The 18174-nt window shown below is 72.1% G+C and carries 10 protein-coding genes and 1 pseudogene; 6 read left to right on the top strand and 5 right to left on the bottom strand.

From position 1 onward, the window contains the following. Window positions 1-680: 680 nt before the first annotated feature. The 4 genes and pseudogenes from ACIQMV_RS11520 to galE form a co-directional block, all read left to right on the top strand. Window positions 681-1322: pseudogene (locus tag ACIQMV_RS11520) on the top strand (glycosyltransferase family 2 protein); the annotation flags it as partial. Between the two features lie 450 nt (window positions 1323-1772). Then, on the top strand, window positions 1773-3059 hold the full coding sequence (locus ACIQMV_RS11515; RefSeq protein ID WP_402592491.1) for a glycosyltransferase 87 family protein: 1287 nt from the start codon (window positions 1773-1775) through the stop codon (window positions 3057-3059). 44 nt (window positions 3060-3103) lie between these two features. Then, on the top strand, window positions 3104-4720 hold the full coding sequence (locus ACIQMV_RS11510; protein WP_402592899.1) for a glycosyltransferase family 2 protein: 1617 nt from the start codon (window positions 3104-3106) through the stop codon (window positions 4718-4720). Between the two features lie 58 nt (window positions 4721-4778). Further along, window positions 4779-5771 (top strand): UDP-glucose 4-epimerase GalE, encoded by a 993-nt coding sequence (galE, locus tag ACIQMV_RS11505; RefSeq protein WP_402592490.1) that lies wholly within the window; start codon window positions 4779-4781, stop codon window positions 5769-5771. 255 nt (window positions 5772-6026) lie between these two features. Here the strand turns inward: galE and ACIQMV_RS11500 are convergent, their stop codons facing one another. Continuing rightward, window positions 6027-6665, bottom strand: a complete 639-nt coding sequence (locus ACIQMV_RS11500; protein WP_141360489.1) for a TetR/AcrR family transcriptional regulator — start codon at window positions 6663-6665, stop codon at window positions 6027-6029. 170 nt (window positions 6666-6835) lie between these two features. Here ACIQMV_RS11500 and ACIQMV_RS11495 point away from each other — a divergent pair, with 170 nt between their 5' ends. Then, on the top strand, window positions 6836-7750 hold the full coding sequence (locus ACIQMV_RS11495; protein WP_141360488.1) for an ABC transporter permease: 915 nt from the start codon (window positions 6836-6838) through the stop codon (window positions 7748-7750). Beyond that, window positions 7656-8552 (top strand): ABC transporter ATP-binding protein, encoded by an 897-nt coding sequence (locus ACIQMV_RS11490; protein ID WP_402592489.1) that lies wholly within the window; start codon window positions 7656-7658, stop codon window positions 8550-8552. Before ACIQMV_RS11495 ends, ACIQMV_RS11490 begins: the two co-directional genes overlap by 95 nt. 30 nt (window positions 8553-8582) lie before the next feature. Here ACIQMV_RS11490 and ACIQMV_RS11485 read toward each other — a convergent pair whose 3' ends face one another. The 4 genes from ACIQMV_RS11485 to ACIQMV_RS11470 form a co-directional block, all read right to left on the bottom strand. Then, window positions 8583-10097, bottom strand: coding sequence for a hypothetical protein (locus tag ACIQMV_RS11485; protein ID WP_402592488.1), 1515 nt, complete (start codon window positions 10095-10097; stop codon window positions 8583-8585). Window positions 10098-10295: 198 nt separating this feature from the next. Then, on the bottom strand, window positions 10296-15233 hold the full coding sequence (locus ACIQMV_RS11480) for an NAD-glutamate dehydrogenase (protein ID WP_402592487.1): 4938 nt from the start codon (window positions 15231-15233) through the stop codon (window positions 10296-10298). Window positions 15234-15797: 564 nt separating this feature from the next. Next, window positions 15798-16466, bottom strand: coding sequence for an HAD family hydrolase (locus ACIQMV_RS11475; protein ID WP_402592486.1), 669 nt, complete (start codon window positions 16464-16466; stop codon window positions 15798-15800). Between the two features lie 80 nt (window positions 16467-16546). Further along, entirely contained in the window at window positions 16547-17062 is a 516-nt protein-coding gene (locus ACIQMV_RS11470) for a DUF6912 family protein (protein WP_388471310.1), read from the bottom strand. Window positions 17063-18174: the final 1112 nt, after the last annotated feature.

Raw genomic sequence — 18174 nt, 5'->3', positions numbered from 1 at the left:
CCCGGGGCCCGTGTTTTTTGTGTTGGGGGGGGGGGTTTGGGGGGGGGGGGGGGGGGGGGGTGTGGGCCGGGGGGGGGGGGGGGGGGGGGGGGGGGGGGCGCGCGCCCCCCCCCCCCCCCCCGCGCCCCGCCGTCCCCCACATGCCTCAGCGGGCCGTGACCGACTCGCTCCACCGGCCGTTCCCGGGCAGAACGCCCACGTCGGCCCTTGGATGCACCCTTGCCCAGGTTCAGTGTCACCGTCCCCGCGCACCGGACCCCGGCGTACCCGCGCGCGTTCCTGGAGGCGTGCCACCGCCGTTGCCGCGCTCTCGGCCTCCGGCCGGCGCTGCGCACCGGGCTGCGGTACGCCCTGGTCCGGCTGGCCCCGCACCGCGCGATCCGGGTGCTGCGGCTGGTGACGGCGCTGTGCCGCCGGGCGGTCGAGCGGGTCGTCAAGCCGCTGCGCGTGCTGCGGGCCGCCGTGCTGCGCGCCCGGTCGCGCACGGCGTGGCCGAGCCGGTCGCCGTCTCCCCGTGCCGTCGGGTGTCGTCGCAGGTCGCGGCCCCGGGCCGAAGCCCGTTCGCAACCCTGCCGCAACCTGCCGGCCCACAGACCGTCACCCGGAGCCTTTGAACACCGTTTGCTCTTTTGGGAGTCCGTATGCACACGGCGGACCGGATCAACAGAAGAAAGAGCAGAATGCCCCGATTCAGCATCGTCGTCCCGTCGCATGGCGTCGCGGGCCGGCTGTCCCTGGCGCTGGACTCGGTCCTCGCCCAGTCCTTCGGAGACTTCGAGCTGATCGCGGTGTGCGACGGCCCGGTCGCCCCGGCCGCCGGCGTCGCCGCCGACCACGCGGGGCGGGATTCCCGGGTGGTCCTGGTGCACTCGCCCCCGTCCGCGGGCCTCGGCGCGGCGCGCAACGCCGGGACGGGGGCGGCGAGCGGCGCGTATCTGCTGTTCCTCGACGGCGACGACACCCTGGCGCCGGGCGCGCTGTCCGCGCTGGCCGCCCGTCTGGAGGAGACGGGCGACGTCGACGTGCTCTCCTTCGAGCACGAGCGGACTCCCTGGTGGGACGGCGAGCCGGCCACCACGGCCGGGCCGCCGCCGGTCACCGTCCGCGCGCCCGCCTTCTCCCCCGCCGAGGCCCCGCACCTGACCGGCGTTCCGCTGCCCGCGTGGAGCGCGGTCTACCGCCGCTCCTTCGTGACCGGGCGCGGCCTGGCCTTCCCCGACGGGCACCGCACCGACGTCGGCTGGGGCGGCCTGGTCGCCGTCGCGGCCGAGCGCGTCGCGGTGCTGCGGCGGGTCGTCTTACGGCATCTGCTGCGCCGGCAGTTGTGGCAGCCGGTGTTCGCCGCCCTGCTCGCCGCCGGCGCGTGGGGCGCGCTGCGGCGGCGGGGGGCGTTCGGCCTCTTCGTGGCGGCGACGGCGTTCACCGGGTTCCTCACGCAGGCGGCGCATCCCGACATCACCGTGTGGGGCGAACGGCTGATCGTGCTGGCCTGGCTGCTGCCGGTGGTGGGCGTGCCGCTGCTGCTGGAGCGTGTGGCGCCCCGGCCGGCGGCGGGCATCCCGGGTCCGCGTACCGGAAGCCGGCCGGACGAGTGGAGCCCGGTCCCTCGATGACGGGCGACGACGTGATGTGGCTGACCGGGGAGAGCGCGGCCCCGCGCGGGCGCGCGGCCCGGGTGCCGCGCCTGTTTTGGTCCACTTGGCAGGCTCTTACCAACGACTGGACGCGTATCAGCACATATGCGGCTTTCGCGCGGATTACGATCCGCCGTGATGAGCGCCTTCCAGAGCGTGACGCGTCTTCTCACGCGTCCGTCGACGAGACACCGCCTCCTCGCCCTGACGGCCGCCTGGCTCCTCACGCGCGCCCTGATGCTGTGGCTGCTCGCCCACAACGGACTGCCCCGACTGGGCCGGGGCTCGGTGGCGCGCGAGGTGTGGAAGCTGTACCAGCACTGGTACGTCCTGCTGTCCCACGGCGCGTTCCCGGCGCACGACACGCTGTGGCAGTACCCGCCGGGCGCCGGACCGGTGCTGCTGTCGCCCGCGCTGCTGCCGGGCCTGACGTACTTCCAGGCCTTCGTGGTGCTCACGGTCGCCGCCGACGCACTGGTCACGCTGGCCCTGGCGCACGCGGGCACCCGCCCCGGCCGCAGCCTGCGCGGGGCCGGCTACTGGACGCTGGGCCTGCCCCTGCTGCTGCACATCCCGCTGGCCCGCTACGACGTCCAGGCCACCGCCCTGGCCGTGCTCTCCCTGCTGACGTTGTCGCGCTCCACGCGCGCGTGCGGCGCGCTCGCCGCGCTGGGCGCCCTGGTGAAGGTGTGGCCGGCGCTGGCGCTGGTCGGCCTGCCCCGGGGCCGTGCGACCCGGTCGGCGTGGACATGGGCGGCCGCCACCGGCGCCGTGGTGCTGGCCGTCCTCGCCGGTTTGTTCAGGAACCCGCTCGCCTTCGCGCGCCAGCAGGGCGGCCGGGGCGTGCAGATCGAGTCGTTCGGCGGCACCGCGCTCGCGCTGGCCACACACGCCGGCTGGCCGGGCCGGGTGCGCTACCGGTACGGAGCCATGGAGTTCACCGGACCGTACGTCTCGACCGTCGCACACCTCTCGCTGCTCCTGTCGGCGAGCGCGTTCGGGCTGCTGCTGCTCTGGCGGATCCGGGCCCGGCACTGGACGGGGGCGACACCGTACGACGCCGCGCTGAGCGCCGTCCTGCTGTTCACCGTCACCAGCCGGGTGATCAGCCCGCAGTACATGGTCTGGCTGCTCGGCCTCGCGGCGGTGTGCCTGACGTCATCGCTGACCACACAGCGTCCGGTCGCCGCGCTGATCGCGCTGGCGAGCCTGGTCAGCGTGATCGCATACCCCACCCTGTACCACCAGGTGGTGGCCTGTTCGTGGACAGGTTGTGCGCTCATGCTCATGCGCAACGGTCTGCTGGCCGCCGCCGCGCTATTCTCTTTTGCCCGGTTGTGGCGATCGACGAAATCGGTGACCCCCGACGGGGAACCCGGGTCGGACATTCACCGTCTTCCGCACGGGACGCTAAGCCCCTCTTAACGGGAGATTACCGACCACCCCTACTATTCCGGCCCGTGGATTCCATGCATCTGCACCCCGACCAGGCCACCGACGTCAGCGTCGTCGTGATCGGTTACAACGACATCGCCCACATGGCCGACGCTGTGCGCTCGGCTCTCGCGCAGGGTCCCTCCGTCAGCGAGGTCGTCGCCGTCGACGACTGCTCGACCGACGGCACCTTCGAACTGCTCGACCGCCTGGCCGCGGCCGAACCGAGAGTGCGGGTGATCCGGCGCGAGGAGAACAGCGGCGGCTGCGGCAGCCCGCGCAACACCGGTATAGACGCGGTCACCACGCCGTACGTGATGTTTCTCGACAGCGACGACGTGCTGCCGCCGGGCGCGGTGGACGCGTTGCTCGCCGCCGCCCGCAAGGAGCGGGCCGAGGTCGTGAGCGGCCTGTGCGTGCGCCGCGAGCTGCCCTCCGGGCGGGAAGTGCCATGGCAACAGAAGCTCTACAGCACGGGCGCCGTCCTCACGCACCCCGCGAAGCTCCCGCGTCTCGTGCACGACACCCTGTGCGTCAACAAGCTGTACCGCACCGACTTCCTGCGCGAGCACGCGATCCGCTTCCCGGAAGGCCACTTCCCGTACGAGGACTTCGTGTTCACCGCGCGCGTGCTGGCCGCCGACCCGCGCGTGGCCCTCATCCCGGACCAGGTGTACGTGTGGAACGTGCGCCGGTCCGCCGGGCAGCTGTCGATCTCTCTGGACCGCGCGAACATCGAGAACTGGCGGGCGCGCACCGAGGCGAGCCGGTCGGCGTACGACATCCTGCTGAGCGCAGGGCAGAAGGAGCTCGCGCGGGCGGCGCGCGCCAAGTTCCTCGACCACGAGCTGCGCATGTACGCGCGTGAGCTGGGCCTGCGCGACGCCGGGTACCGGTACGCCTGGTGGGAGCACACGCGGGAGTACCTCGGCGAGTACGACGCGGCCGACTGGGCCGTCAACCCGACGACCGCCGGGCACCTCCTCGGACGGGTGATCCTCGCGTCGCCCGGGCCGCGCGACCTGCCGCGCCTGAAGGAGCTCGCCGCGCGCCCGGCCCGTCTGTGCCCGCCCTACGCCCGCGACAAGGACGGCAGTCCCGTCTGGGCGGACGACCTTCCGCAGATCGGCCTGGAGCCCTACCTGGTCCGGCCGGTCCACGTCCTGCCCCTGGCCGTGGACGCGGAAGTGCGTCCCCTCGCGGGGACGAGCCTGCTGCTGCTGCGCCTGCACGACCTGTACGGCAGGGTGACGTCCGCCCGGCCCGAGGCCCTGGAGGTGGAGTGGCTGCACCGTGAGGCGGGGCGCACGGTCCGGGGCGCCACCGTCCCGCTCACGCCGGCCGGGGACGCCACCTGGTCGGCCGAGACGGGCGTGGACCTCGCGGGGCTGGGGGCCGGCACCTGGGACCTGCGGCTGCGGGTGTGCTTCGCCGACGGCACGAGCCGTAAGGTGACGGCGCACGCGCGCGCGGGCGCCGGTCTGCTGCGCCGCCGCGTCGTACCGAGCGTGCGCTACGGCGTTCTGCTGGTCCAGCCGTACGCCACGCACTCCGGCGCGCTGGCCGTACGCCTGGCGGCGGGACTGCACGGGGTGACGTCCATCCTGCGGGGCAGACTGCGCCGTCTGCTCCACCGGGCCGCGCCCCGGTGAGCGCACCACACCCCGCCTCCATACGACGACCTGGGCCAACTGACGAGGAGACGCCCGCATGACCTGGCTGATCACCGGCGGAGCCGGCTACATCGGAGCGCACGTCGTCCACGCGATGACCGCGGCGGGCGAGCGTGCGGTGGTGTACGACGACCTGTCCACCGGCATCGCCGAGCGTGTCCCGGGGGACGTCCCGCTGGTGGAGGGCTCCACGCTGGACGGCGACCGGCTGGCGCGTGCCCTCGCCGAGCACGAGGTGACCGGTGTCGTCCACCTGGCGGCGAAGAAGCAGGTGGGCGAGTCGGTGGAGCGGCCCCTGCACTACTACCGGGAGAACGTCGAGGGCCTGCGGGTCCTGCTGGAGGCGGTGACGGCGGCCGGGGTCGGTTCGTTCGTGTTCTCCTCCTCGGCGGCCGTGTACGGCATGCCGAATGCCGCGCGGGACGACGCCCTGGTCACGGAGGAGACGCCGTGCGCGCCGATGTCTCCGTACGGCGAGACGAAGCTGGCCGGCGAGTGGCTGGTGCGCGCGACCGGCCGGGCGACGGGGCTGTCCACGGCGTCCCTGCGGTACTTCAACGTGGCGGGCGCGGCGAGTCCGCGCCTCGCGGACGTCGGCGTCTTCAACCTGGTCCCGATGGTCTTCGAACGACTGACCGAGAACATGCCCCCGCGCATCTTCGGGGACGACTACCCCACGCCGGACGGCACCTGCATCCGTGACTACATCCACGTGGTCGACCTCGCGGAGGCCCACGTGGCCGCGGCTCGCGCCCTGCGCTCCTCCCCCGGCCTCGACCTCACACTGAACATCGGCCGCGGGGAGGGGATCTCGGTGCGCCAGATGATCGACACGATCAACGCCGTCACCGGCTACAACAGCCCCCCGACGGTCACCCCGCGCCGCCCCGGCGACCCCGCCCGCGTCGTCGCCTCCGCCGACCGCATCGCCACGGAACTCGGCTGGAAGGCCCGACGCGACCTCCACGACATGATCACCTCAGCCTGGCAGGGCTGGCTCCTCCACCACCCGGAGGCAGCCCGCATCTGACCCCACCACCCGCCGTCACCGGGCCGCTCCGGCGGCCCGGTGGCGCCATCACACGCGGGCGCGGGCCGCCACACGTCCACCACCGGTGTGCGGGCTGTCGTGTCCAGCCTCCGCAGGCCCCGTCCCGCCCGGCCCGCGGAGGCTGGTTGATTCGGGCTGGGCGGGGTGTCCCGTCCGGCCGCTGCGGATCCCGTTCCCGCCCGGCCCGTGAGGGTGCTGCAACGACCCACCCGGATCCGCACGAGGATTTTTTGGTCAGAGCGCCTTGATCGCCTCGGCCGTGCCCCGGGCGAGGGCGTCCAGGTAGCCCTTGGGGAGTTTCGGCGTGCGGATGACGACCGCGCGCCAGTACAGCGGGCCCGAGATCAGGTCGAGGGCCAGGTCCCGGTCCAGACCGGGGCGGATCTCGTCGCGGCGCTCGGCCGCCGCCAGGATGCTGCTGGCCACGCTCTCCTGACCGTCGCGCAGGGCCTTCTGCATGGCCTCGGCGATGTCCGGGTTGCGGGCCGCCTCCGCCTGGAGGTCGGGGATGACCTGCGAGGCGATGGGGTGGCGCAGGGCCCGGGAGGTCACCTCGTACAGCAGGCGCAGGTCGCTCTCCAGGGAGCCGGTGTCCGGCGCGGGCAGGCCCTGCACGGCGAGCGCCGAGACGATGTCCAGCACCAGGTGCAGCTTGGAGCGCCACCGGCGGTAGACGGCCGTCTTGCCGACGCCCGCGCGCCGCGCGATCCCCTCGATGGACATCCGCGCGTAGCCGACGGACGCCAGTTCCTCGAAGACCGCCGCCCGGATCGCCTCCGTCACGTCCTCGCGGAGCACGGCCGCCCCGGCGGGGACCCGGCGGCGGGGGCGCGTCTGGGGCTGGTCGGCGTTCGTCGTCATGCGGCCAAGCATAGGGCGTTACGACGAAACGGTTGCGTTGCGGCGTCACTTCGCCGTACGCTCACGTTGCGACGATACGGTGCCGTTCCGACGTAAGAAAATGTGAAGAGAACCGTAAGGAAACCGACGGCGGCACGAAGCCGGACGCCGGCACCACCTCCCCCCGAGCGAAAGCAGCGGATGTGAGCCAGGCCCTCCACACACCGCCCCACACCACGGCCCTGGCCGAGGACGACCTCGCGACGGTCGCCATCCGCCACGGCCTGTCGGTCAGCGGCGCCCGCCCTTCCCTGTCCGAGTACGTCCGGCAGCTGTGGGCGCGGCGCCACTTCATCAGCGCCTTTGCCACCGCCAAGCTCACCGCCCAGTACAGCGAGGCGAAGCTCGGCCAGGTCTGGCAGGTCGCCACCCCGCTGCTGAACGCGGCGGTGTACTACTTCATCTTCGGCATCCTGATGGGCACCAGCCGCGGCGTTGCGGACTACATCCCGTTCCTGGTGACGGGCGTGTTCATCTGGACGTTCACCCAGAACTCGATCATGGCGGGCACCCGGGCGATCTCCGGCAACCTCGGTCTGGTGCGGGCCCTGCACTTCCCGCGGGCCGCGCTGCCGGTCTCCTTCGCGCTTCAGCAGCTCCAGCAGCTGCTGTTCTCGATGGTCGCCCTCCTGGCGATCCTGCTCTGCTTCGGCATGACGCCCACCATGTCGTGGGTGCTGGCCGTCCCGGTACTGCTGCTCCAGTTCGTGTTCAACGCCGGCGTCTCCATGATCATGGCCCGGATGGGCGCCAAGACGCCGGACATCGCCCAGCTGATGCCGTTCCTCCTGCGCACCTGGATGTACGTCTCCGGCGTGATGTGGAGCATCGACGCGACGCTGAACCACAGCCACATGCCACACGTGCTGAAGGTGCTGCTGCAGTCCAATCCTGCCGCCGTCTACATCGACCTGATGCGCTTCGCGCTGATCGACAGCTTCACGGCGCACCAGCTCCCCCACCATGTGTGGGCGTACGCGCTGGGCTGGGCCCTGCTCGCCGGGGTCGGCGGCTTCATCTACTTCTGGAAGGCTGAGGAGACCTACGGCCGTGGCTGAGCTGACAACCGACAAGATCCCCACCGTCGTGGTCGACGGGGTCGACATCGTCTACCGGGTCAACGGCACCGGTTCCGGCCGCGGTTCGGCGACCGCCGCCCTCAACCGGATCCTGCGCCGCGAGAAGGCCGAGAAGGCGGCCGGCGTACGCCGGGTGCACGCGGTCAAGAAGGTCTCGTTCGTCGCCTACAAGGGCGAGGCCATCGGCCTGATCGGCACCAACGGCTCCGGCAAGTCCACGCTGCTCAAGGCGGTCGCCGGACTCCTGCCCGTGGAGAACGGCAGGATCTACACCGACGGCCAGCCCTCACTCCTCGGCGTGAACGCGGCGCTGATGAACGACCTGACCGGCGAGCGCAACGTCCTCCTCGGCGGACTGGCCATGGGCATGTCCCGCGAGGAGGTCAAGGAGCGCTACCAGGACATCGTCGACTTCTCCGGCATCAACGAGAAGGGCGACTTCATCACGCTGCCGATGCGCACGTACTCCTCCGGCATGGCCGCCCGGCTGCGCTTCTCCATCGCCGCCGCCAAGGACCACGACGTCCTGCTGATCGACGAGGCACTGGCCACGGGCGACCGCTCCTTCCAGCGCCGCTCGGAGAAACGGATCCGCGAACTGCGCGCGCAGGCCGGCACGGTGTTCCTGGTCAGCCACAGCAACGCCTCCATCCGCGACACCTGCGAGCGCGTCCTGTGGCTGGAACGCGGCGAACTGCGCATGGACGGCCCCACCGAGGAGGTCCTCGAGGCCTACGAGGCCTTCACGGGCGGCCCCGACAAGAAGAAGGCCAAGGGATAGCCCCACTCCGCCCGGCGCCCGGCGGGCCGGTCAGGGAGTGACCGCGTAGAGGACCTGGCCGCCCGGGCCGTGGGTCACCACGCGCAGTTCGGGGTCGTGGCGCGGTCTGCTTCCGTCCACGACCCAGCGCACGGCATAGGTGCGCAGGATGTCCCTGCGTACGCCCTCCGGCGTGCGGAGCGTGTAGTAGCGCCGCACCGCCCACTCGCGCCGGGACTCGTCCGGCAGGAAGAAGTCCGGGTAGCCGGGGGCGACCGTGTAGGGGCCGTAGGCCGGGATCAGCCGGGAGGGCAGGTCCCGGGCCATGACCACATCCCCGTACTTCACATACGGCGTGATCCAGTAGTACCCGGTCCAGGTCGGGGTGTAGTCGGCCGCGAGCACGTCCGGCAGCGCCGCGCGCCCGACGGCGTACCCGAGCACGCCGGCCTGGGTCCACGCCCCCAGGGCCAGCGCGCCGCCCAGCGCCCACGCCCAGCGGGTCCGCACGGCGCGCCCGCCGCCCTGCACCACCTCCAGCGCGGCGGCGATCTGGGCCGGGACGAGGGCGGCGGGCAGCGTCCGGCCCCAGGCGTAGTGGCCCGTGGCGAACCCCGTCGCACACACCAGCGCGCCCAGCAGGAAGAAGGTCACCAGAAGGTCCCGCCGGTCGCGCCGCCACCGCACGACCAGCGCGGCCACTCCGAGCAGGGCCAGCCAGTAGCGGCCGAGGAAGTTCGTGTAGAGCGCCCGGTGCACCTCCTCCAGATCGCTTCCGGCCGAGAACAGGGCGAAGAAGTCGTAGTACGGCCACAGCCACAGCACCAGCAGCCCCAGGGTCGCCCCGGCGCCGAGCCGCGGCCACAGGGCACGCGGGGGCCGGGCCGCGAGCACCGCGGCGAGACCGCCGAGCGTGGCGACGAACCCGGTGAACTGATGACACAGCAGGATCAGCGCCCACAGCGTCCCGAGCCCCAGCCACACCTCCCACCCGGCCGCCGCGCGCAGCGCCCGGGTGAGCCAGGCCCAGTAGTGGAAGGCGAGGCCGAGGGCCAGCACGCTGGGATACGACACCGTCAGCGCGAGGGAGTTGAGGGAGAGGAAGCCGCTCCAGTTGATGAGTTCCGTACCCCACAGCAGAACCAGGCTCAGGGCGGCCAGGGCGGGCGCGGCCCGGTGCGCGCTCAGCGTTCTGACGTACCGCCAGACGCCCGTCGCCAGCAGCGTGAGCCCGGTGAGCGCGGCGAGCCGCAGCACGACGAACACCGACAGGCCGCCGGCCCGGGCGACGGAGCCGAGGAGCAGCATCCACGGCGAGTAGTACGGGCTCGGGGTGTCGGCGTCGACGAGCGGGTTGCCGGGGTGGAGCAGGCTGTGGCGCAGCCGCTGGATGGTCGCCGCGTGCATGCCCAGGTCGCCGGCCCAGGGCAGCCGGACGATCACCAGAAGCAGCAGGGCGGCGAGGAGCACGGCGGCCGCGCGGGGCGCGTAGGCCCCTCCCGGGGAGGTCGGCGGCCGGCCGACGGCCGTGCCCGCTGAGGGTGCCTCAGGCGGCGCGGTGCGCATCGTGCCGGAAGAGCCAGGTGCGACTACCGAGGGTGTTCACGCGGCAACTTTATAGGAATGATCCCGTTTAGCAGGAAACGGTAAATTCGGCGTCCGGCGTTTCCTGGACGACGGCAAGAAGACGGCGTGAACGGCATGAGGGCGCCCCGGACCGGAAAGGTCCGGGGCGCCCTCGGGTACGGGTCGGCCTCCCGCGCGTTACGAGTGCGTGCGCAGCAGCGTGCGCATCGTCCGCATCGCCACCGACAGGTTGGCCAGGTCGAACGCGTCCGAGCCGCGGATCTCCTCGAGCGTGGCACGCGCCCGGGACAGGATCGCCCCGTTCTTCTGCTCCCACACCTTGAAGCGCTGCTCCGGCGTGGCGGTGCCGTTGCCCGCGGCCAGCACGTCCGCGGTCAGCGCGGCGTGCGCCGCGTACAGGTCCTCGCGGATCGCCGCACGGGCCATGGACTGCCACCGGTCGGCACGCGGCAGCTCGATGATGCGGTCCATCAGCTGGGTGATGTGGAGGCGGTCGGCGAGGTCGTAGTACACCTCGGCGACGTCCATCGGGTCCTTGCCCATACGGTCGGCCACCGAGACGATGTCGAGCGCCGGGAAGGCGGAGGAGAACCCGGCCACGCGCGTGGCCAGCTCGTCCGGGACGCCGGCGCCGGACAGCTCGTCGTAGACCTCCTGGTACCACTCCAGGTCCGCGCCCTTGAGCAGCTTGGGCAGCTCCGCCCACACCTGCCCGACCCGCTCGGAGAAGAACGCGATGGTCTCGGCGAGCTCCAGCGGCTGCGGCCGGTTGTTCAGCAGCCAGCGCGTGCCGCGCTCGACCAGGCGGCGCGAGTGCAGGCGGATCCGGGTCTGGACGTCGGCCTCGACCTTGTTGTCCAGCGCCTCGACCGCGTCCCACACCGGAGCCGAGCGGAAGATCGTGCGGGCCACCGTCTGCGCCCTGACGATCTCCTCCAGCGACGCCCCGGTCTCCTCCCGCAGGCGGTGCAGATAGGTCGTACCGCCCGTGTTGACCGTGTCGTTGACCAGGACGGTCGTCGTGATCTCGCGGCGCAGCGGGTGGTTGTCGATCCGTTCGGCGAACTGCTCGCGCAGCGCGGTCGGGAAGTAGGCGTGCAGCAGGGTGTGCAGGTACGGGTCGTCCGGCAGCGAGGTGTGCAGCAGCTCCTCGGCGACCGTGATCTTCGTGTACGCCAGCAGGACGGCCGTCTCCGGACCGGTCAGGCCGTGCCCGGCGGCCAGCCGCTCACGGATCTGCCGGTCGGTGGGCAGGAACTCCAGCGCCCGGTCCAGGTGACCCTCGCGCACCAGGTGCTTCATGAAGCGCTGCTGGGCGTGGAGCATGTCCTTGGACTGGGCGAGCGCGTTGGCGATCGCCGTGTTCTGCGCGTAGTTGGTGCGCAGCACCAGGGCGCCGACCTCGTCGGTCATCTCGGCGAGCAGCTTGTTGCGCTGCTTGACCGTCATGTCGCCTTCCGCGACCAGCCCGTTGAGCAGGACCTTGATGTTCACCTCGTGGTCGGAGGTGTCCACGCCGGCGCTGTTGTCGATGGCGTCGGTGTTGATCCGGGCGCCCTGCATCGCGCACTCGATCCGGCCGAGCTGGGTGAAGCCCAGGTTGCCGCCCTCGCCGACGACCTGGACCCGCAGGTCGCGGCCGTCGACGCGGATGGCGTCGTTGGCCTTGTCACCGACGTCGGTGTGGGACTCGGTGGACGCCTTGACGTACGTGCCGATGCCGCCGTTCCACAGCAGGTCCACCGGGGCCTTGAGGATCGCCCGCATCAGGTCGGCCGGGGTCAGCTTGGTGACGCCGGCCTCGATGCCGAGGGCCTCGCGGATGTGCGCGTTGACCGGGATCGACTTGGCCGTACGGGGGAACACCCCGCCGCCGGCCGAGATCAGCTCGGCGTTGTAGTCCGCCCACGAGGAGCGCGGCAGCTCGAACAGGCGGCGGCGCTCGGCGTAGGCGACGGCCGCGTCCGGCTCGGGGTCGATGAAGATGTGCCGGTGGTCGAAGGCGGCGACGAGGCGGATGTGCTCGCTCAGCAGCATGCCGTTGCCGAACACGTCACCGGACATGTCGCCGATGCCGACGACCGTGAAGTCCTGGGTCTGGGTGTCCACGCCCAGCTCCCGGAAGTGCCGCTTGACGGACTCCCAGGCGCCGCGGGCGGTGATGCCCATGCCCTTGTGGTCGTAGCCCGCCGAGCCGCCGGAGGCGAAGGCGTCGCCGAGCCAGAAGTCGTACGACTGGGCGACCTCGTTGGCGATGTCCGAGAACCGCGCCGTGCCCTTGTCGGCGGCGACCACCAGGTAGGTGTCCTCGCCGTCGTGCCGCACGACGTCCTGCGGGGGCACGACCTCGCCGGCGACCATGTTGTCGGTGATGTCGAGCAGCGCCGAGATGAAGGTCTTGTAGCTGGCGATGCCCTCCGCCATCCACGCGTCCCGGTCCACGCTCGGGTCGGGCAGCTGCTTGGCGACGAACCCGCCCTTGGCGCCGACCGGCACGATGACGGTGTTCTTCACCATCTGCGCCTTGACCAGGCCGAGGATCTCGGTGCGGAAGTCCTCACGCCGGTCGGACCAGCGCAGACCGCCTCGGGCGACCTTGCCGAAGCGCAGGTGCACGCCCTCCACGCGCGGCGAGTACACCCAGATCTCGTACGCCGGGCGCGGCGCCGGCAGGTCCGGGATGGCCCGCGGGTCGAACTTCATGGAGACGTAGTCGTGCGGCCGGCCGCCCTCCCGCGCCTCCTGGAAGAAGTTGGTACGCAGGGTCGCCTTGATCACGGTGAGGAAGGACCGCAGGATCCGGTCCTCGTCGAGGGAGGCCACCTGGTCCAGGGCCGCGTCGACCTCTTCCAGCAGCGCGTCCACGAGTTCGTGTCCGGCGCGCTGGCGCTCCGGCGACATCCGCGCCTCGAACAGGGAGACCAGCAGCCGGGTGGTGTGGACGTTGTTGCGGAGGGTGTCCTCCATGTAGTCCTGGCTGAAGGTCGAGCCGGCCTGGCGCAGGTACTTGGCGTAGGCGCGCAGCACCATCGCCTGGCGCCAGTTCAGCCCGGCGCCCAGCACCAGGGCGTTGAACCCGTCGTTCTCCGCCTTGCCCGTCCAGGTGGCGGCGAAGGCCTCCTGGAAGCGCTCACGGGCGTCGTCGCCGAGGTGGTCGCCGGTACCGCCGGACTCCTTCGGCATCCGCAGGCCGAAGTCGTAGACCCATGCCGTCGTACGGTCCGCGCAGCGCAGTTCGTACGGCCGCTCGTCGGTGACCTCGACGCCGAGCCGGCTGAGCACCGGCAGCACGGCGGACAGGGAGACCGAGCCGCCCTTCTGGTAGATCTTGAACCGGCGCTCCTCGGGGGCGGCGCCCACCGGCTCGTACAGGCTCAGCGCGAAGGTCTTGTCCTCGTTCAGCTGCTCGAGGTTGCACAGGTCGGCGACCGCCGCGCGCGGGGTGTGGTCGGCCTTGTAGCCCTCGGGGAAGGCGCCCGAGTAACGGCGCAGCAGCTCCGCGGCGCGCTCCTCGCCGAGTTCGGCGGTCAGCGCCTCGGAGAAGGCGTCCGTCCAGGAGCGGGCGGCCTCGACCAGGCGGGCCTCGATGCGCTCCTTGTCGCTGTCGGACAGCTCCGGCAGCTCGGTGCCCTGCGGCACACGGACGACGAAGTGCAGCCGGGAGAGCACCGACTCGGTGTTCCAGGCGGTGAAGTCGACGCTGGTGCCGCCCAGCTCCTCCTTCAGGATGTCGATGATCCGCAGGCGCACGCCGGTGGTGTAGCGGTCGCGCGGGAGGTACACGAGGGCCGAGTAGTAGCGGCCGTACTCGTCCTGGCGCAGGTACAGGCGCAGCCGGCGGCGCTCCTGGAGGTACAGCACGGAGGTGGCGATCGCCTGGAGCTCACCGACCGGGGTCTGGAAGAGCTCGTCGCGCGGGTAGGTCTCCAGGATCTGGAGCAGATCGCGCCCGTCGTGGCTGTTGGGCGAGAAGCCGGCGCGCTCGAGGACCTCGTCGACCTTGCGGCGGATGACCGGGACCCGGCGCACGGACTCGGTGTAGGCGGCGGACGAGAACAGGCCGAGGAAGCGGCGCTCGCCGACGACCTCGCCCTTGTCGTTGAACTTCTTGACGCCCACGTAGTCCAGGTAGGAGGGCCGGTGGACGGTGGCCCGGCTGTTGGCCTTGGTCAGCACCAGCAGCTTGTGCTCGCGCGCCTTGGCGCGGGCGTCGGCGGGCAGCCGCTCGAAGGACGGGCTGACCGGGTGGCTGTCGTCGCCGGCGTGCGGCGGGTCCGCGCGCAGTATGCCCAGCCCGGTGCCGGGCACGGCGGCCAGGGAGTCGTCGTCGCACAGCCGGTACTCGCGGTAGCCGAGGAAGGTGAAGTGGTCTTCGGACAGCCAGCGCAGCAGCTCGCGGGCCTCCTCGACCTCCTGCGCGCGCAGGTCGCCGGGCGCCGGCTCACCGGGCAGGTCCTCGGCGAGGCTGGTCGCGGCCTGGCGCATCTTCTCCCAGTCCTCGACGGCCTCGCGGACGTCGGACAGCACACGCAGCAGATCGGCGGTGATCTGCTTCAGGTCGGCGCGGTCGGTCTCGCGGTCGGTCTCGACGTGGATCCAGGACTCGGTGTGCGCGTCGTGCGGCAGCTCCTCGCCGGGCGCCGCGGCCGGCAGCACCTCGATGAGCTTGCCGGTGACGTCACGGCGCACCACGAACTGCGGGTGGATCACCACGTGGATACCGCGGCCCTGGCGGGTCAGCTCGTTCGTCACGGAGTCCACGAGGAAGGGCATGTCGTCGGTGACGACCTCGACGACGGAGTGGCTGCACGTCCAGCCGTTCTCCTCGACGGTCGGGGTGTGGACCCGGACGTTGGCCGTGCCCTGGGGGCGGTTCTCGGCCAGGCGGTAGTGGGAGTAGGCGGTGCCGAAAACGTCGACCGGGTCACGGCCCGCGAGGTCCTCGGGGGCGGTGTGCAGGTAGAAACGCTGGAGGAACGCGAGCACGGACTCCCGGTCCGGCGTGCCCTCGCCCGTCGACCCGGTCGGGATATGTCCCCCGAGCGGACTGTTCTCAGCTACCCGGGCGGCCCTCTCGAGCAGCTCGGCCTTGGCTTCGTCCAGCTTGGTCTGCATTGTCCTCTGGCTCCTGTCGCGCGCCGTTGCGTGACGTAGAAGGAAGTACGGTCTCTTCCCCTCCGGCGTGACGCCGCGGCCCGGGATGTCCGGTGTGCTTCGACGCTATGCCGGAAAGTGAGATGAGCGGGGGGATATCAGCCTTCTTCGACGCGTCCGACGGGTGTGACGCTGCTCTCGGCAGCGCCTGTGCCCGTGGATGACGCGGCGTCCTGGGGGCCGTCGAGGCCCCTTCCCGCCCGCGAGGACCAGCGACCGCCGCCCGGACACGGATGTGGTCCGTGCTCACCGGGCGCACAGCGGAGGCGACGGCGCCCCCGCGAACTATCGCGCTGATCACGCCACAAGGCTATCGCTCCTCACGGGGGGCCCGTCATGAGCCGTATGTGTACAAAACCGGGGGTGGAAGTTTGACGTTCTGCACAGGGGTGGGGACGGCGAAGGCGGCGTATGGCTCCGCCGGACCCCGCCGTACCGCGTTTCCCGCTCCGCGCTTCCCACTCCACGTTCGTCACCCCCGTTTCCCTCTCCCCGCGTCTCCCCGCGCTTCTCGCCGCGTGCCGCTCATTCGGCCAGCCGCTGCGCCTCCGCGACCGCCTCCCGCAGGGTGTCCACCACCGGCACGCCCGCCTCCTCCAGGCTGGCCCGGCTGTGCGAACCGCCGGTGTAGAGCACCGCCCGCGCCCCGACGTGCAGCGCGGCCACCGCGTCGTCCGCCGCGTCACCGATCACCACCGTGCGCGCGGGGTTCACCCTCTCGGACAGCGCGCCCAGGTGCCGCACCATGTGCTCGGCCTTGCTGCCGCCGGAGCGGCCCGTCCGCCCGTCCACCCGGAGGAAGTGCGTCTCGATCCCGAAGCCACGGACCAGCGGGACGAGGTCCTCGTGCCCGTACATGCTGAGGATCGACTGGCTGTGCCCGGCCGACGTCCATCCGGTGAGCAGCTCCACGGCCCCCTCGGTCAGGGTGCATCCGGTGCGGTGCTCGGCGTAGTACCGGTGGAAGACGCCGTCCATCGTGTCCCACTCGGCCTCGGTGGGCAGCCGGCCCAGCAGCCGCTCGTAGAACTTCGGGATCGGCACGCAGTACAGCGCGCGGTACTGCTCCAGCGTGATCGGCTCCAGGCCCAGCTCGGCGAATGCCGCGTTCGTCGCGCCGATGACCGCGTCGTTGTCGTGGAACAGCGTGCCGTTCCAGTCCCAGACGATGTGCGTCCCTGACTGTTTCCCCATACCGGAAAACGTACCCGCCGCCACTGACAATCAGGAGATCGGCAGGTCGCGACCTGTGGTGCGGTCGCGGTCCGGGGGCTTCAGCCGCCGAGCCCGACGAGGTTCGGGATCTCCTGTGTGGCGTACCAGAGCAGCTCGTGGTCCTCGGCTCCGTCCACCACGAACTGGGCGTCGTCGTCCCCCGCGTCCGCCGCTCCCAGGGCCTCGGCCGCGGCGGTCACGTCCGCCTCCGCGTCATCGGAGTCGACGTGCACGGCGGCCGCCTTGGCCAGCCGCACCGGACCGGCCACCCGCACCTCGCCGAGCGCGGCCGGGTCGAGGCCGCGGTCGGGGTCGGCCGTCGCCGCGCCGTCGGGCACGTCCACGGCGACCACCACACGGCGCCGCGGTGCGCCCGGGTCCAGCGCCAGCAGCCGCAGCGAGGCGAGCGCGGCCCGGTTCAGCGCGGCGTACTCCAGCTCCTCGATGTCGTCGGAGAGGTACCACTCGCGCAGGGCGGGCGTCACGGCGTACGCGGTGAGCGCCCCCGTCCCCAGCTCCCCCGCCTTGTGCGCCTCGGCGAGGCCCGAGAGGGTCAGGGGGACGTAGACACGCATGGCAGGCCGCTTTCGTGGTCGGAGGGCTCGCCGCCCGGACGGCCTTCAGGATACGTGCGAGAGCCCCCTTTCGAGTCCCCGGCCACACCGCCCGATCCGTCCACCGCGAGCCCCTCACCTCACCCGGTCCGCCCCAGTCCCCACACGGGTCACGGTCCTCGCGATCACACGTACAGGTGAACTCGTCCACGGCCCGACGCGCGCCGCGCCTTCCTTGCCGTGGCGCCCTCGGCCCCGTACAAGAGCCCCAGCAGGAAGTTACTGCCCGGTATAAACCGGTGCCCTGAGCGCCGGCGCCGGACAACGACACCGAACGGGGACTCATGAACAAGGTCATGACCAGGACCCAGCGCCGCCCGGGCACCCACCCGCCGGGCCGCCGCGACCCCCGCCGCCCCGGCGGCTACCCACCCCGCACCCCAGGCGGAACCCTCCCCCGCACCGCCGACGACAACCCCCCACCCCGCAACAGCTCCGCACCCGTTACGGGCCCCCGCGACACCCGCCCTCCAGCCACCCCACTCCGCCCCCGACCCGCGCGGACCGGCACGCGGGACTCGGGAGGGCACGTCCCACGGCCGAACGAGGGCGCCGAGACGGCGATCCCGGCCGCCGCGGCGGGCAGGTCCCGCAGGACGGACACGAGCGCCCCCGGCCCAGCGCCCCGCACCACGGGCGCACCGACAACGGCAGCACCCGCCAGAACAGCCGCGAACCGCCCGCTGAGCAAAGCCGCCAGTCCGGCACCAGCCCCCTCGACGGACACAGCCCGCAGGACGGACACGCCACACCCGGCCGCCGACCCGGCGCGCACGGCCACTGCGGCAGCGGGCACGACGGGCACAGCCCGCAGGACGGGCACGGCGCACCCGGCCAACGCGGCTGCCGGCACGGCAAGCGCTACCCGCAGGACAGCCCCAGGCCGAACGACGAGCGCAGACGCCAGGACGGCTCCAGCCCGCTCAACGGACGCAGCCCGCAGGACGGGCACGGCACACCCGGCCGCCAACGCGGCAGCCGGCACGGCAAGCGCTACCCGCAGGACAGCCCCAGGCCGAACGACGAGCGCAGACGCCAGGACGGCTCCAGCCCGCTCAACGGACGCAGCCCGC

It is taken from the genome of Streptomyces sp. NPDC091412, from assembly GCF_044756885.1.
Lineage (GTDB): Bacteria > Actinomycetota > Actinomycetes > Streptomycetales > Streptomycetaceae > Streptomyces.
The sequence above is the reverse complement of the archived record's forward strand: the minus strand, read 5'-3'. Positions and strand labels throughout refer to the sequence as shown.

What these genes read in the sequence shown, in the direction of transcription:
- ACIQMV_RS11515 (WP_402592491.1), top strand. Translation starts at nt 1,773, where the DNA reads ATGAGCGCCTTCCAGAGCGTGACGCGTCTTCTCACGCGTCCGTCGACG.
- ACIQMV_RS11510 (WP_402592899.1), top strand. Translation starts at nt 3,104, where the DNA reads ATGCATCTGCACCCCGACCAGGCCACCGACGTCAGCGTCGTCGTGATC.
- galE (WP_402592490.1), top strand. Translation starts at nt 4,779, where the DNA reads ATGACCTGGCTGATCACCGGCGGAGCCGGCTACATCGGAGCGCACGTC.
- ACIQMV_RS11500 (WP_141360489.1), bottom strand. Translation starts at nt 6,665, where the DNA reads ATGCTTGGCCGCATGACGACGAACGCCGACCAGCCCCAGACGCGCCCC.
- ACIQMV_RS11490 (WP_402592489.1), top strand. Translation starts at nt 7,656, where the DNA reads ATGTGTGGGCGTACGCGCTGGGCTGGGCCCTGCTCGCCGGGGTCGGCG.
- ACIQMV_RS11485 (WP_402592488.1), bottom strand. Translation starts at nt 10,097, where the DNA reads ATGCGCACCGCGCCGCCTGAGGCACCCTCAGCGGGCACGGCCGTCGGC.
- ACIQMV_RS11480 (WP_402592487.1), bottom strand. Translation starts at nt 15,233, where the DNA reads ATGCAGACCAAGCTGGACGAAGCCAAGGCCGAGCTGCTCGAGAGGGCC.
- ACIQMV_RS11475 (WP_402592486.1), bottom strand. Translation starts at nt 16,466, where the DNA reads ATGGGGAAACAGTCAGGGACGCACATCGTCTGGGACTGGAACGGCACG.
- ACIQMV_RS11470 (WP_388471310.1), bottom strand. Translation starts at nt 17,062, where the DNA reads ATGCGTGTCTACGTCCCCCTGACCCTCTCGGGCCTCGCCGAGGCGCAC.